General features: G+C 66.3%; 15 protein-coding genes. 11 read left to right on the top strand and 4 right to left on the bottom strand.

The window, feature by feature from the left end; all coding sequences use genetic code 11:
* The 5 genes from MYSTI_RS16305 to MYSTI_RS16285 are packed head-to-tail and all read left to right on the top strand — an operon-like array spanning window position 1 to window position 4,066.
* On the top strand, window positions 1-1,182 hold the full coding sequence (locus tag MYSTI_RS16305; protein WP_015348873.1) for a beta-ketoacyl-ACP synthase: 1,182 nt from the start codon (window positions 1-3) through the stop codon (window positions 1,180-1,182).
* Window positions 1,182-1,646: a hotdog family protein gene (locus tag MYSTI_RS16300; RefSeq protein WP_015348872.1), complete on the top strand. Its 465-nt coding sequence runs from the start codon at window positions 1,182-1,184 to the stop codon at window positions 1,644-1,646. The genes MYSTI_RS16305 and MYSTI_RS16300 overlap by 1 nt, the downstream gene beginning before the upstream one ends.
* Window positions 1,639-2,370 (top strand): 3-oxoacyl-ACP reductase FabG, encoded by a 732-nt coding sequence (gene fabG, locus MYSTI_RS16295; protein WP_015348871.1) that lies wholly within the window; start codon window positions 1,639-1,641, stop codon window positions 2,368-2,370. The genes MYSTI_RS16300 and fabG overlap by 8 nt, the downstream gene beginning before the upstream one ends.
* Window positions 2,367-3,605, top strand: coding sequence for a beta-ketoacyl-ACP synthase (locus MYSTI_RS16290; RefSeq protein WP_015348870.1), 1,239 nt, complete (start codon window positions 2,367-2,369; stop codon window positions 3,603-3,605). Before fabG ends, MYSTI_RS16290 begins: the two co-directional genes overlap by 4 nt.
* Window positions 3,606-3,616: 11 nt before the next feature.
* The gene (locus MYSTI_RS16285) at window positions 3,617-4,066 is read left to right on the top strand and encodes a hypothetical protein (RefSeq protein ID WP_015348869.1); all 450 of its coding nucleotides are present in this window, start codon (window positions 3,617-3,619) and stop codon (window positions 4,064-4,066) included.
* Between the two features lie 71 nt (window positions 4,067-4,137).
* On the opposite strand, the gene MYSTI_RS16280 is transcribed toward MYSTI_RS16285, so the two are convergent.
* The 3 genes from MYSTI_RS16280 to MYSTI_RS16270 all read right to left on the bottom strand — a co-directional run bounded on the left by MYSTI_RS16280 (window position 4,138) and on the right by MYSTI_RS16270 (window position 7,178).
* On the bottom strand, window positions 4,138-4,632 hold the full coding sequence (locus MYSTI_RS16280) for a hypothetical protein (protein WP_015348868.1): 495 nt from the start codon (window positions 4,630-4,632) through the stop codon (window positions 4,138-4,140).
* 30 nt (window positions 4,633-4,662) lie between these two features.
* Window positions 4,663-5,328: a DUF6585 family protein gene (locus MYSTI_RS16275; protein ID WP_015348867.1), complete on the bottom strand. Its 666-nt coding sequence runs from the start codon at window positions 5,326-5,328 to the stop codon at window positions 4,663-4,665.
* Between the two features lie 248 nt (window positions 5,329-5,576).
* Window positions 5,577-7,178, bottom strand: coding sequence for a tryptophan halogenase family protein (locus MYSTI_RS16270; protein WP_015348866.1), 1,602 nt, complete (start codon window positions 7,176-7,178; stop codon window positions 5,577-5,579).
* Window positions 7,179-7,590: 412 nt separating this feature from the next.
* On the opposite strand from MYSTI_RS16270, the gene MYSTI_RS16265 reads away from it, so the two are divergent.
* Genes MYSTI_RS16265 through MYSTI_RS16250 form a run of 5 tightly spaced genes read left to right on the top strand, consistent with a single transcriptional unit; the run spans window position 7,591 to window position 11,016 of the window.
* Window positions 7,591-8,355, top strand: coding sequence for an ABC transporter permease (locus MYSTI_RS16265; RefSeq protein ID WP_233278293.1), 765 nt, complete (start codon window positions 7,591-7,593; stop codon window positions 8,353-8,355).
* Between the two features lies 1 nt (window position 8,356).
* On the top strand, window positions 8,357-9,154 hold the full coding sequence (locus tag MYSTI_RS16260; RefSeq protein WP_015348864.1) for an ABC transporter ATP-binding protein: 798 nt from the start codon (window positions 8,357-8,359) through the stop codon (window positions 9,152-9,154).
* Complete coding sequence (locus tag MYSTI_RS16255; protein WP_015348863.1) at window positions 9,138-9,932, top strand: ABC transporter permease; 795 nt, start codon at window positions 9,138-9,140, stop codon at window positions 9,930-9,932. Before MYSTI_RS16260 ends, MYSTI_RS16255 begins: the two co-directional genes overlap by 17 nt.
* Before the next feature lie 46 nt (window positions 9,933-9,978).
* The gene (locus MYSTI_RS43840; RefSeq protein WP_169558590.1) at window positions 9,979-10,119 is read left to right on the top strand and encodes a hypothetical protein; all 141 of its coding nucleotides are present in this window, start codon (window positions 9,979-9,981) and stop codon (window positions 10,117-10,119) included.
* Window positions 10,120-10,122: 3 nt separating this feature from the next.
* Window positions 10,123-11,016: an ABC transporter substrate-binding protein gene (locus MYSTI_RS16250; RefSeq protein WP_420811522.1), complete on the top strand. Its 894-nt coding sequence runs from the start codon at window positions 10,123-10,125 to the stop codon at window positions 11,014-11,016.
* Window positions 11,017-11,056: 40 nt separating this feature from the next.
* Here MYSTI_RS16250 and MYSTI_RS16245 read toward each other — a convergent pair whose 3' ends face one another.
* Window positions 11,057-12,658, bottom strand: a complete 1,602-nt coding sequence (locus MYSTI_RS16245; RefSeq protein WP_015348860.1) for a tryptophan halogenase family protein — start codon at window positions 12,656-12,658, stop codon at window positions 11,057-11,059.
* Window positions 12,659-14,025: 1,367 nt separating this feature from the next.
* Here MYSTI_RS16245 and MYSTI_RS43835 point away from each other — a divergent pair.
* On the top strand, window positions 14,026-14,187 hold the full coding sequence (locus tag MYSTI_RS43835; protein WP_169558638.1) for a hypothetical protein: 162 nt from the start codon (window positions 14,026-14,028) through the stop codon (window positions 14,185-14,187).
* The last annotated feature ends 6 nt before the right edge of the window (window positions 14,188-14,193 follow it).

Here is a 14,193-nt window from a genome sequence, read left to right as displayed (position 1 = left end):
ATGTCTCCGCCCGTCTTCTTGAACGACCTGGGTCTGGTGTGCGCCCTGGGCGTCGGCCGTCGCGAAGTCACCCAGGCCCTCTTCGGTGACCAGCCGACCGGCGTGGCCTCGAGCCCCGACTTCGCGGACCGCCCGCTCCACGTCGGGCAGGTCACCGCGCCGCTCGTCTCCACGGACGCGCTGCCCGTGCCGCTGCGCAGCCGCAACAACGCGCTGCTGCTCACCGCGCTGGAGCAGATTCGCCCCGCGGTGGATGAAGCCCTGCGGCGCCATGGCCCGGAGCGGGTGGCCGTGGTGCTGGGCACCAGCACCTCGGGCATCGGCGAGAGTGAAGCCGCCATCCTCGCGCGCGAGGCCTCGGGCCAGCTCCCCGGGCACTTCGATGTGCGGCAGCAGGAGTTGGGCTCCCCGGCCCTGGCGCTGACCCACGTGCTGGGCACGCGGGGCCCCTCGCTCGTCATCTCCACCGCGTGCTCCTCCAGCGCCAAGTCCCTGGCCACCGCCGCGCGGCTGCTGCGCATGGGGGTGGCCGACGCGGTCATCACGGGAGGCGCGGACGCGCTGTGTCGCTTCACCGTGGCGGGCTTCTCGTCGCTCGACTCGGTGAGCGACGCGCGCTGCAACCCGATGAGCGTCCACCGCCAGGGCATCAACATCGGCGAGGCCGCGGCCCTGTTCCTGATGACCCGTGAGCCGGGGCCGGTGTGCCTCGCGGGCTGGGGCGAGTCCTCGGACGCCCACCACCTCTCCGCCCCCGAGCCGGGAGGCCGAGGCGCCCTCATCGCCATGCGGACGGCCCTGGAGCGCGCGGGAATCACCCCGAGCGACGTGGGCTACGTCAACCTGCACGGCACCGCGACACCCCAGAACGACGCGATGGAGAGCCGCGCGGTGCGGGCGCTGCTGGGTGACGGTGTGCCGTGCAGCTCCACGAAGCCGCTCACCGGCCACACGCTGGGCGCGGCGGGAGCGCTGGAGGCCGCGCTGTGCTGGCTCACCCTCACGGATGAAGCCCGAGGACGCCTGCCGCCCCACTGGTGGGATGGCGAGCCGGACCCATTGCTCCCCGCCCTGTCGCTGGTGAAGCCCGGGACGGCGCTGGGCCAGCCCCCGCGCTATGTCCTGAGCAACTCGTTCGCCTTTGGCGGCAGCAATGCCGCGCTGCTGCTGGGAAGGGCCTGATGCGCACGCCCATCACCTTCGACATCTCCGAGATCGTCCCCCACGCCGACCGCATGCGGCTGATTGACCGCGCGGTGGAGGGGGACGAGGAGAGCCTCGTCGCCGAGGTGACGATTCGCGAGGACTGTCTGTTCCAGGAGTCCGGCGTCGTGGGCGGCTGGGTGGGCATCGAGTTCATGGCGCAGGCCATCGCGGCCTACGCGGGCTGGAGACAGCGGCTGCGCGGCGAGCCCCAACCCCTGGGCTTCCTGCTGGGCACGCGCAAGTACGAGTGCCACCGCCCCACGTTCAAGGTCGGCGAGCACCTGCGCATCGAGGTCCGCCGGCAGTTCTGGACGGACAACGGGATGAGCCAGTTCGACTGCACCCTGGGGATTGAAGGAGAGACGGTGGCCACGGCGGCGCTGACGGTGTTCCAGCCTCCGGCCTCGTTCGACGTGACGAAGGTGGGCAAGGATGAGTGAGAAGACGGTACTGGTGACGGGCTCGAGCCGAGGCATCGGCCGCGCCATCGCCCTGCGGCTGGCGAAGGATGGCTTCGACGTGGTGGTGCACTGCCGCTCGAAGGTGGAGGAGGCGGAAGCCGTGGCCGCGCAGGTCCGTGAGCAGGGCCGAGCCTCGCGCGTCCTGCGCTTCGACGTGGCCGACCGCGCGGAGACGGAGCGAGTCCTGGCCGCGGACCTGGAGGCGCACGGCTGCTACTACGGCGTGGTGTGCAACGCGGGCATCGCCCGGGACAACGCCTTCCCCGCCATGCCCGCCGAGGACTGGGACGCGGTCATCCACACCAACCTGGACGCGTTCTACAACGTGCTCAACCCCCTCTGCATGCCGCTGGTCCGCCGGCGCAAGCCCGGGCGCATCGTCACGCTGGCGTCCGTGTCCGGCCTCATCGGGAACCGGGGACAGGTGAACTACAGCGCGGCGAAGGCGGGCATCATCGGCGCGACGAAGGCGCTGGCGGTGGAGCTGGCCAGCCGAGGCATCACGGTGAACTGCGTGGCGCCGGGGCTCATCGACACGGAGATGGTGGAGCCCCACGTCGTCGAGGAGGCGCTGAAGATGATTCCGGCCCGGCGCATGGGCAAGCCCGAGGAGGTCGCCGCCGCGGTGAGCTTCCTGATGAGCGAGGACGCGGGCTACGTCACGCGGCAGGTCATTTCGGTGAACGGGGGACTGTTCGGATGAAGCGGGTCGTCGTCACGGGTGTGGGTGCCCTGAGTCCCCTGGGCCATGACTGGCCTCAGGTGGAGGCTCGGCTGAAGTCGCTGCGCAATGCCGTGCAGGTCATCGAGGACTGGAAGCAGTACGACGGGCTCAACACCCAGGTGGGTGCGCCCGCCGCGCCCTTCGAATTGCCGCCGCAGACGTACTCGCGCAAGACGATGCGCGGCATGGGCCGGGTGGCGCTGCTGGCGACGCGCGCCAGTGAGCTCGCGCTCGTCGACGCGGGGCTGCTGGGAGACCCGCTCCTGTCGAGCGGGAAGATGGGCGTGTCCTATGGCTCGTCCACGGGCTCTCCGCCCGCCATCGCCGACTTCGGCCGGATGCTGATGGCGAAGTCGACCGAGGGCATCACCGCCACGTCCTACGTGCGGTCCATGTCCCATACGGCCGCGGTGAACATCGGCGTCTTCTTCGGCCTCACCGGCCGCATCATCACCACGTCGAGCGCGTGCACCTCCGGCAGCCAGGGCATCGGCTACGCGTACGAGGCCATCAAGATGGGCCGCCAGGTGGCGATGCTCGCCGGAGGCGCCGAGGAGCTGGACGCCACGGGCGCCGCGGTGTTCGACACCCTGTTCGCCACCAGCACGAAGAACAACGCCACCCCGGAGCTCACGCCCCGCCCCTTCCACGCGGAGCGCGACGGCCTGGTGCTGGGTGAAGGCGCGTGCACGCTCGTGCTGGAGGAGCTGGAGCACGCCCGGGCCCGAGGCGCTCGCATCTACGCGGAGCTGGTGGGCTACGGCACCAACAGCGACGGACGGCACATCACCCAGCCCCACTCGGAGACCATGGCGCAGGCCATGCGGCTGGCGCTGGAGGACGCGGCGCTGGAGCCGGGCACCGTCGCGTATGTGAATGCGCACGGCACGGCCACCGACACGGGCGACGTCGCGGAGAGCACCGCCACGCACCAGGTGTTCGGCGAGCGGATGACCATCTCGTCACTCAAGAGCTACATGGGCCACACCCTGGGCGCGTGCGGTGCGCTGGAGGCGTGGATGACCATCGAGATGATGCGGAGCGGCTGGTTCGCGCCCACGCTGCACCTGGACGCGGCCTCGGTGGACCCTCGCTGCGCCCCGCTGGACTACGTGACAGGCGATGGACGAAGAATCGAGACCGACGTCGTCATGTCCAACAACTTCGCCTTCGGCGGCATCAACACGTCGTTGATCTTCCGCCGGTGGCACTGACGGAGCACTCAATGAAGAAGCCCCTGTTGCTGTCGCTGCTCGCGCTCACCGTGTCCAGCCCGGCCCTGGCGCGGGACACCGTCTACATGATTCCGCTCAAGTCCGTCCTGGAGATGCCGCAGGCCAAGGACAAGCTGGACGGCTCGGTGAAGTTCTACCTGGCGGGCGCGAAGACGCCCGCGGTCCAGGAGGAGCTGGGCTCGGAGACCACCAACAAGAAGACCAACGGCGTGGGCAAGTCGGACGAGGAGGGCTGCAAGTGGGCCACCCTGTCGGCGCTGATTTCGCTCCAGGAAAGCGCCAAGAAGCGCGGCGCCAACGCCGTGGTGAACATCGTCAGCTATTACAAGAAGAACGAGCTGCAGAACGCGGCCGAAATCGAGTGCCACGCCGGCTCGTTCGTCGTGGGTGTCGCGCTCAAGGGGACCTACGCGAAGGTCTCCAAGGGCGGCTCCAAGTAGCGGCACGCCCGCCACCGGGCGGATGAGGCGAGGCCAGGCCCGCTTCATCCGCCGGGGCACCTGGCGAGGGACTACTCCTCGTCTCCGTAGTGACGCTGGATGTAGCGGTCACAGATCTCCAGGTACTCGTCGCTCGTCATGTCGAGCGCGAAGACCCGCAGCGCCTTGCGCTTCGGCTTCTTCAGCCGCGTCGTGACGCTGATGAACCGGCCCGTGGGGATGCCCATGTAGGACTGGCTCAGGTACGTGTTCTCCTCGATGTCCTCCCAGGCAATGAGCACCCCATCGGGGAAGAGGATGCCGTCCGCGCCAATCACCAGCACGGGCGTGTTCAGGTTGGTGAGGCCCCGGATGCAGCCGATGAGCATCCAGACCATCGTCGCGGCGATGGCCGCCGCCAGCCAGCCCGCGTTCGACTTGGAGATGGCGACGACGGAGAGCGCGATGGCGCCCATGCTCACCACGGACCAGAGGACGGTCCCCGCGATGAGCTTGTTCTTCGAGTAGTAGAACTCGTGAGGCTTCTCGGCCTTCGCCTTCGACTTCTGAGAGCGATAGATTTCCATGATGTGATGTCTGTGTTGGGTGAAGAGAAGTCAGCTCTCGAGGCGTGCCGAGAGATAGGCCAGGAGGACGGGAGCGTTGACGATCTTCTCCTCGTCCACTTTGTGAAGCCGGCCGTTGGCGGTGAGGAACAAGGTGCGGGACGCGAGGCCGCTGTCATCCGAGTCCTGGAGACGGATGCTGTCGATGTCGTCCCACTGGAACAGCTTTCGCTTGAGCGCCACCCCGTCCTCGCTGAGCGTCAGCGGGCCGAACGCAACCTCCTCGCCGGCGACCACCTGCTTGTGGACGCGCGGGAGCAAGGTCGAGATGACGCGCTCGGTGACGTGCTCCTCGAGGTGGTCCGCGTCGCTCCACAGATGCATCCGCAGCCGGTACTTCCCGTGGCGGTGCCGGAGGTCCATCCGGTCCTGGTCATGCCTGCGAACCACCGACTGCAAGTCGCGCCACGAGAAGGCCGTCTTGCCCGAGCGGAGCCCCTGCGCGTCCACCACCAGCAAGCGCGGCGACAAGGCCCACAGGAAGAAGTCGATGCCCCTCCACCCCAGCATGTAGAGCCCGGAGGGAATGCCCAGCAGCAGGAGGAAGAACCCGAACTGACTGCGCAGCAGGGCCCTCAACACGGCGTGGGGCAGCAGGTAGATGGAGAGGGACTCCAGCAACGCCGCCGAAGACAGGTAGATGAGGATGAGCCCCATCACGACCCAGTGGACGGTGTAGCGGGGGAAGACCAGGACGTACGAGTGCTTCAGGGGACTACTCCCAGCAGGGCCGAGATGGGCGGACGAACTTAACGAATGTTCGTTCCGCCTCTATAGCCAGATGCGGGCGCCAATTCGACCCTGAAGCAGCACGCCGTGACGAATCCGCGCGCCGAGTCGCCGGACATCCGGCGGAAACGGCGCTCTCTCGGATTCCTAGGGACTGGGGTGAAGCAGGCGAGCACTCACCCCGTGCCCGTCGCGGCCAGGTCCATGCCGTTCTTGCGGTGCAACCGCTGGAGGAACTCGTGGTTGGTGGGCAGGCCCTGGAGCAACGCCTGCTGCTGGAGCTTCACGCGCTGGAACGCCTCCTCCGCGTGCGCCACCGACGACGGCCGGTACTTCAGCGTCGTCAACGGCTGCTCCGGCATCCACCCCATTCCAGACAACACGCAGTAGTAGCTGCTGTTCGTCCAGAAGTTCCGGAACTCCGTCTCGAAGTTCCCGTAGTACGCCTCCTCGCCCGACACCGGCATGTTGACGGTGAGGCCCGTCTTCCACGTCTCCAGCTTGTCCTTCAGCGCGTCCGAGAGCTTCAAGTCGTTCTTGTTCGCCAGCCAGAACGGCGTGTCGTCCCGGGACGACGTGAGGAAGTGCGCCTGCAGGAAGTCCCTCGTGTCATCGAACATCATCTCAACCTCTCGGTTGAAACGGTCCATCAGCACCGGGTTGAAGCCCTTGTCCGGGAAGTGCTTCGCCAACTGGTAGATGGACGCCGTGATGAAGTAGATGCCCGTCGACTCCAGCGGCTCCACGAAGCACGACGCCAGCCCGATGCTCACGCAGTTCTTCACCCACGCGCGCCGGTTGCGGCCCACGCGGAAGCGGATGCGATTGAACGCCGTCTTCTCCGGGTCCAGCCCCCACTTCGCCGAGAACTCTCGGATGGCCTCGTCTTGCGAGCAGAACTCGCTCGAGTACACGTAGCCCGTCCCGAAGCGCCCCAGCATCGGAATCTTCCACATCCACCCGTGCTTCGACGCTATCGCCGACGTGTACGGCTCGATGCCGTGCTTCGCGTCGTCATGCTCGATGGCTGTCGCCACCGCGCTGTTGCACAGCAGGTGGTCGCTCATGTCCAGGAAGGGCTCTTCCATCGCCTGGTTGATGAGCAGGCCCCGGAAGCCGCTGCAATCCACGAAGAGGTCTCCTCCCAACACCCGACCTCCCTTCGTGTGCAGCGCCTTGATGTGTCCGTCCGGCGTCTTCTCCACGGACGCCAGCTCGTCCACCACGTGCTTCACGCCCCACCCTGTCGAGAGCCTCCTCAGGTAGTCCGCCACCAACTGCGCGTCGAAGTGCCACGCGTAGTTCACCGCGGGCCGTCCATCCCGGAAGCGCGGCGCCAGCTTCGCGTCCATCATCGGCGGCTCGCGATAGCACGCGTAATCCACCTGCTCGTCAGGCGTTGCCCGCCCCTCGTTGCGCAGCACCCAGTAGTGAGACAGGGGGATGTTGTCCACGTTCGGGATGAGCCCGAACGCGTGGTAGAAGTGATTGTCCGGCGCCCCCGGCTCCTTCTTGCGCCAGTTGACGAACTTCACCGCCGTCTTGAACGCGGCGTTGCACTCGCGCATCCACTCGTTCTCGGGGATGCCCAGCCGGTCGAAGAAGACGCGTTGCAGATTGGGGACCGTCGCCTCCCCCACCCCAATCCGCGGAATGGTGGCTGCCTCCAGGAGCGTCACCTGGACGGTCCCCTCGAAGACCTTCTGAAGGTACGCCGCCGTCATCCACCCCGCCGTCCCACCCCCGAGAATCACCACTTCACGAATCGCGGTGTCCATGTCCCCTCCTCGCGCATGTGCGGACGTGCAATCACGCCCGCGATGATTGGACCCTGTGCTCGCTACTGAACCTTTGGTTCCTATTCCTGAGATACGGGCCTGTCCTCAAGTGACTGGCAGTCACATTGTTCGCTCTTGGCCCGCGTCAGCCAGCCATGGAGACACATTTTAGCGGTTCGAGCGGAATGACCGGAAGGGTCCAGCGTGCTCACACAGCGGGCACGCGTTCTCATTTCTTTTCGCCGGGCGATGCGTGCCACGGGGTGGACTGCGACCCTCGACCCAGCGGCGATACATGTCTTGATTTCAGTGCCTCGAGGGGCGGTCACACCTCGGACTCCGCGATGGAGAGACTCGAGCTCAAGCCATGGGCCCACGGATGACTCGCTGCGTATTGCCTGGGGGGGTGGTCGTGGTGTTGCTGGCCCTGTGGGGGCTCGCGGTCCAGGCCGGCAAGGCGCCGTTGATGCCCTCGCCCTGGCAGGTCGTCGTGTCGTTGGGGCAGTTGGCGATGGACGGCCGGCTGGTGCGGTTCACGGTGGCCTCGCTCTTCCGGGTGACGTGGGGGCTGTTGTGGGCGGGGGTCATCGCCATCCCGTTGGGCATCTGGCTGGGCTGGTCGCCTCGGGCCGAGCGGGCGCTGGGGCCGGTGCTCCAGTTGCTGCGGCCCATCAGCTCGCTGGCATGGACGCCCCTGGCCATTCTCTGGTGTGGGGTGGGTGACCTCTCCGCCATCTTCATCATCTTCATGGCCTGCTTCGGGCCGCTGATGGTCAACACCCTCCTGGGGGTGCGCAAGGTGCTGTCCGTCCATCTCAACGCGGGCCGAAACTTCGGGCTGTCCACGCTGGGATTGATGAGACGTGTCGTGTGGCCCTCGCTGTTGCCGCAATTATTGACAAGCCTGAGGCAGACCTTGGGCGTGGCGTGGATGGTGGTGGTGATGGCGGAGATGATGGCTGTCAACTCGGGCCTGGGGTTCCTCATCCTGGATGCGAGGAACGCAGGCAATCGCTACGACCTGGTGGTGGCGGGCATGGTGTTGATTGGCGCCGTGGGCCTGGGGCTGGATGCGCTCCTGCGCTCGATGGAGCGGATTCCCGCGCTGAGCTGGGGCTTCCCGGCGCCAGCGCCCTCCTCGTCCACGTCCCGCTTCCGCTGGATGGGGAGGAACTGACGTGAAGCCCGCCAACGTCCTCGTCCCCGTGGCACCGCCGTCTGCGCGCCAGGTGGCCCTGAGCATTCGCGACATCCACGTCCGCTTCAACACGCCCACGCGAGAGCTGACCGTGTTGGAGCGGGTGAACCTGGATGTGTACGAGGGCGAGTTCGTCTGCCTGTTGGGCCCCTCCGGCTGCGGCAAGTCCACGCTGCTCAACGTCGTGGGAGGATTCCTCGAGCCCACCTCCGGCGCGGTGCATTTTCGCGGAGAGCGGGTGAGCGGACCGGACCCGCGCCGCATCTTCGTCTTCCAGGAGCGAGGTGTCTTCCCCTGGCTGACGGTGGAGGGGAACATCGCGTTCGGGCTGTTCAAGCTGACCGAGGCACAGCGGCGCGAGCGGGTGGCGCACTACGTGAAGATGGTGGGGCTGACAGGCTTCGAGCAGGCCTGGCCACACGAGCTGTCGGGAGGGATGAAGCAGCGCGTGGAGGTCGCTCGAGCGCTGGCGGCGAACCCCGAGGTGCTCTACCTGGATGAGCCCTTCGGGGCGCTCGACTCCATCACCCGGCATTCGATGCGATCAGAGCTCCTGCGCTTGTGGGAGGCGGAGCGCAAGACGGTGCTCTTCGTCACGCACGACATCGAGGAGGCTTTGCAGCTGGCGGACCGGGTGGTGGTGATGTCGGCGAAGCCCGGGAAGGTGCGGCGCATCGTGGAGGTGGATGTTCCGCGCCCCAGGGACATCAGCTCCGCGCGCTACCTGGAGCTGCGGGACAGCCTGTTGGGGGAGATTGGCCTTGCCCACCACATCTGACCCGGGCCCCCTCGCGCGACGCTCCGCCGAGTCACTCCTGCTTCCGGCGGTGACACTGCTGTTGTTGCTGGCGGGCTGGGTTCTGGCTGTGCGCGCGACGGGGACGAAGGTGTTCCCACATCCGATGCAAGTGCTGGACGGGATGCTGGAGCTGATGCGCAGTGGGGTGTTGCTCCGGTATGCCGCCGACTCGCTGCTGCGCGTGGGGCTTGGCTTCGGGTTGGCCGTGCTGGTGGGGCTGGTGTTGGGGATGGGGATGGGGCTCTACCCCATGGTGGCTCTCGCGCTCGGGCCGGTGGTGCAGTTCCTTCGGCCCATCAGCCCCTTGGCCTGGGTGCCCATCGCCATCCTCTTCTTTGGCGTGGGAGACAAGGCCGCCGTCGCGCTCATCTTCCTCGCGGCGAGCCTGCCGCTGGCCCTGCACACCACGGGGGCGATGGCCACGGTGCCCGCCATCTATCTGAACGCGGGTCGCAACTTCGGGCTCTCGCCGCTCCGGCTCTTCTTCCGCGTCCTGCTGCCCGCGGCGATGCCGCAGTTGCTGGTCGGGCTGCGCATCGCGCTGTGGGTGTCGTGGCAGGTGGTGGTGGCGGCGGAGATGATCGCCGTCGACTCGGGGCTCGGGTACATGATCGTGGATGCTCGCAATGCGGGCAAACGCTACGACCTGGTGGTGGCGGGGATGTTGCTCATTGGGGGAATCGGCCTGTTGTTGGACACGGGAATCCGGAAGATGGAGTCCTTGCGTTGGGTGCGCTGGGGCTTTCGTGAGGAATGAAGCCGAAGGGTCCTGGAGGTGGGCAATGATAGGGCAGACAAGGCGCGTGGCATGGGCTGTGACCGCATGGCTGGTGGTGGTCTCCGGCCTGCACCTGTGGCTCAACCTGGACTGGTCGTCGCTGCGCAACGAGTGGAAGACGGAGGAGACGCGCAAGCTCAACGTCGCCTACATCCCAGTCACATGACACCTGGCCTGTCCGGTCACTGACTACATCGCCCGCAACTCCCTGGACGACACGCTGTTCATCCCGAAGATGTTCCAGGGGTTTCCGGAGATCAAAGAGGCGCTGATCTCCAATCGGATGCAGGCGGGGTTCTTGGTGGCGCCCATGGCCTTGGCCCTGCGGTCGCAGGGCGTACCCATCAAGATTGTCTACTTGGGGCATCGCTACGGCAGCGCCGTGGTGGTGAGCAAGAACGGACCCGTGCGCCATGTGCCTGACCTGGTCGGGAAGACGGTGGCGGTCCCGAGCCGGTTCTCGGACGAGCGGCTCATCATCCTCAAGGCGCTCAAGGAGCACGGACTGCCCCCGTCGTCGGTGAAGCTGGTGGAGATGTCTCCTCCGGATGTGGCGGGAGCCCTGGCGGCGGGAGCCGTGGACGGCTTCTCCATGGGAGAGCCCTATCCATCACAGGCGGAGATGGGCGGCTTCGGCCGAGTCCTCTTCCACGCGAAGGAGTACTGGCCCGACTACATGTCGTGTGTCCTGGTGGTGCGCGACGACATCATCAGCCGGAGGCCGCAGGCGGTGCAGGTGCTGGTGGATGGCATCGCGCGCTCGGGGCTCTGGTTGGACCAGGGGCGCGCGGAGCGCGAGTACGCGGCGGAGTTCGTCGGGCGCTACTACTACAGCCAGCCGCCCGCGCTGCTGCGCCACGCGCTGTTGGAGCCCATCGACCGGGTGCAGTACACCCCCCTGGCCCCGCGTGAGGCGGACTTCAACCTGGTACAGGACTTGATGCTGGAGCACGGGCTGCTGAACCGGCGGATGGCCTTCGAGGAGTTCGTGGACATCCAGTTCGCGGACAAGGCGCAACACCAGACGGCGTGGAAGTACGCGCCCTGGTTGTTGGAGGACTGAGACAGGGGCTCTGGAGCGAGCCCCTGTCTGGGTTCCACTGTCACCGGGTGCCGGTACGCGCCAGGTCCATGCCGTTCTGGCGGTGCAGCCGCTGGAGGAACTCATGGTTGGTGGGCAAGCCCTGGAGCAGGGCCTGCTGCTGGAGCTTGACGCGCTGGAAGGCCTCCTCCGCGTGGGCCACGGAGGACGGCCGGTACTTCAGCGTCGTCAGGGGTTGCTCCGGCATCCACCCCATCCCAGACAACACGCAGTAGTAGCTGCTGTTCGTCCAGAAGTTCCGGAACTCCGTCTCGAAGTTCCCGTAGTACGCCTCTTCGCCCGACACCGGCATGTTGACGGTGAGGCCCGTCTTCCACGTCTCCAGCTTGTCCTTCAGCGCGTCCGAGAGCTTCAAGTCGTTCTTGTTCGCCAGCCAGAACGCCGTGTCGTCCCGGGACGACGTGAGGAAGTGCGCCTGCAGGAAGTCCCTCGTGTCATCGAACATCATCTCAACCTCTCGGTTGAAACGGTCCATCAGCACCGGGTTGAAGCCCTTGTCCGGGAAGTGCTTCGCCAACTGGTAGATGGACGCCGTGATGAAGTAGATGCCCGTCGACTCCAGCGGCTCCACGAAGCACGACGCCAGCCCGATGCTCACGCAGTTCTTCACCCACGCGCGCCGGTTGCGGCCCACGCGGAAGCGGATGCGATTGAACGCCGTCTTCTCCGGGTCCAGCCCCCACTTCGCCGAGAACTCTCGGATGGCCTCGTCCTGCGAGCAGAACTCGCTCGAATAGACGTAGCCCGTCCCGAAGCGCCCCAGCATCGGAATCTTCCACATCCAACCGTGGTTCGACGCAATCGCGGACGTGTAGGGCTCGATTCCGAAGCGGGCGTCATCGTGATTGATGGCCGTGGCGACCGCGCTGTTGCACAGCAGGTGGTCGCTCATGTCCAGGAACGGCTCTTCCATCGCCTGGTTGATGAGCAGGCCCCGGAAGCCGCTGCAGTCCACGAAGAGGTCGCCTTCCAGCACGCGGCCACCTCGGGTGTGGAGCGCCTTGATGTGGCCGTCGGGCGTCTTCTCCACGGACGACAGCTCGTCCACGACGTGCTTCACGCCCCACCCCGTGGACAGCCGCCGCAGGTAGTCCGCCACCAACTGCGCGTCGAAGTGCCACGCGTAGTTGACCGCGGGCCGTCCATCCCGGAAGCGCGGTGCCAGCTTCGCGTCCATCATCGGCGGCTCGCGGTAGCAGGCGTAATCCACCCCCTCGTCGACCCGCTCACCGCCTTCGTTGCGCAGCACCCAGTAGTGAGACAGCGGGATGTTGTCCACGTTCGGGATGAGTCCGAACGCGTGGTAGAAATGATTGTCCGGCGCGCCGGGCTCCTTCTTGCGCCAGTTCACGAACTTCACCGCGGTCTTGAAGGCTGCGTTGCACTCGCGCATCCACTCGTCTTCGGGGATGCCCAGCCGGTCGAAGAAGACGCGTTGCAGGTTGGGAACCGTTGCTTCCCCCACCCCGATCCTCGGGATGGTGGCTGCCTCCAGGAGCGTCACCTGGACGGTGCCCTCGAAGACCTTCTGGAGATACGCAGCGGTCATCCAACCCGCCGTCCCACCTCCAAGAATCACCACTTCACGAATCGCGGTGTCCATGTCCCCTCCTCGCGGTTTCGTGGATGAGCAACTGCATCCACGGTGATTGCACCATGAGCCCCCTGCTCGACTTCCGACGCCTGACGTCCAAGCACAGACCTGTACTCAGCTGACGAGTCCTCACAAGGCCCCCCTCCCTGGTGGATTGCAACAGCACAAGCCACGCGGACGAATAATAGCGGCTCACGAACAATGCATGGAAGAGCTCCAATGACTTTCCAAGCGCAACACATTTTGCCATTCCATTCCTCCGTGCGCACCTCACCTACCGGGTGAGTTCCGACCCGATATTCTCAATCAGGACGCGAAAGGCAGAGATGACTGGGACAGTTGGACTGGAGGATTTCCATGAAAGTCTTTGAACACCCAGGAAAACACGTACACGGGTCCTGAACTGTCAGACCTGGCGCTGGCGCGACGCGGCATCCCGCCATCCTTTTCATGTCTGACTCGAAATCCGGGCACCGAGGCGTGTGGTTCACCCGGTCCTCCTGGACGCCCGGAGCGATGCGCGGGTCCCAGTCCCTTGTGCCATGCATTGGCACGCATGGACCGAGCCTGAATCACTTCATCGAGGCGCTCCGCCGCGGGGTCCGCGGTGATGAGCGGCCGCGCCTTGCCGTGGCGCAGCAGTCCTCGCGGAAGGAGGTGCTGTCCTTCTGCTCGCGTGGAGCTGGGCGATGCAATACCGGCAGCGGGTCCAGGTGCGGCTGCTCGCCGTGAGCGGCCCCCTGCTCGCGATCTTGTGCATGCTGGGTTCACTCGGTTCGGGCGACAAGACACAGCTCGTGCTCCCGAGTGGGGGCGATGGCCGCAATTTCTACGTCCCCGCCGTCCTCGTGTTGCTCCTGGCCATCTCCGCCCTGGCGCCGGACGAGGCCAACCGCTTCGCCAGGACACGGCGCGGACTCGCCTTCCCGTTGCTCATCCTGGCATTCGCAAGCCACACGTCGGGCATCCTCGAACGACAAGGACAGCACGCGGACTGGCCTCGCTGGCGGGACGGGGGCTCGGCCTGGCGGCGGGACCCCACGTACCGGCCACGCATCTGGCCTCCGGACTGGACGGTGTCCCTCATCCAGAAGCCCGCCGCGACCCCGGTGCAGCAGGCGCTCCCGATTCGGCGGCGCTCTCGTCATCCGTGTGGACAGTGGCTTCAACCGGCGAGCAGGGCGCGCCGGCGCAACAGATTGAGGGGCATGAGGTCAATGTCGCCCGAGAGGCCCGGCATGACGGTCATCATGCACCCATGCCCCTCATCGCGGCATGCGCCTGCTGAATTGACAGACTTGGAAGTGGCTCTCCAGAATCCATGCTGGGCGAGGCTTCACGTCGCCCATGAACGAAGTCAGAACGGAGGGTGTCACATGAAGAAGTTCGTGATGATGACCTTGGTTGGTTTTGTCCTGGGAGCAACCGCAGCCGTCGCGTCCACCACCAGGGAGCCCGAGACGCAGGCGACCGGCATCTGCTGCTCGGACTGTGAGCCCGATGCCCCTTGCCAGCGGTTCTGCTGGCGCGACTGCTGAGCGCAT

It is taken from the genome of Myxococcus stipitatus DSM 14675, from assembly GCF_000331735.1.
In the GTDB taxonomy this organism is placed as follows: Bacteria; Myxococcota; Myxococcia; order Myxococcales; family Myxococcaceae; genus Myxococcus; species Myxococcus stipitatus.
Note: the sequence above shows the minus strand (reverse complement) of the source record. Positions and strands in the feature narration are given on the sequence as shown.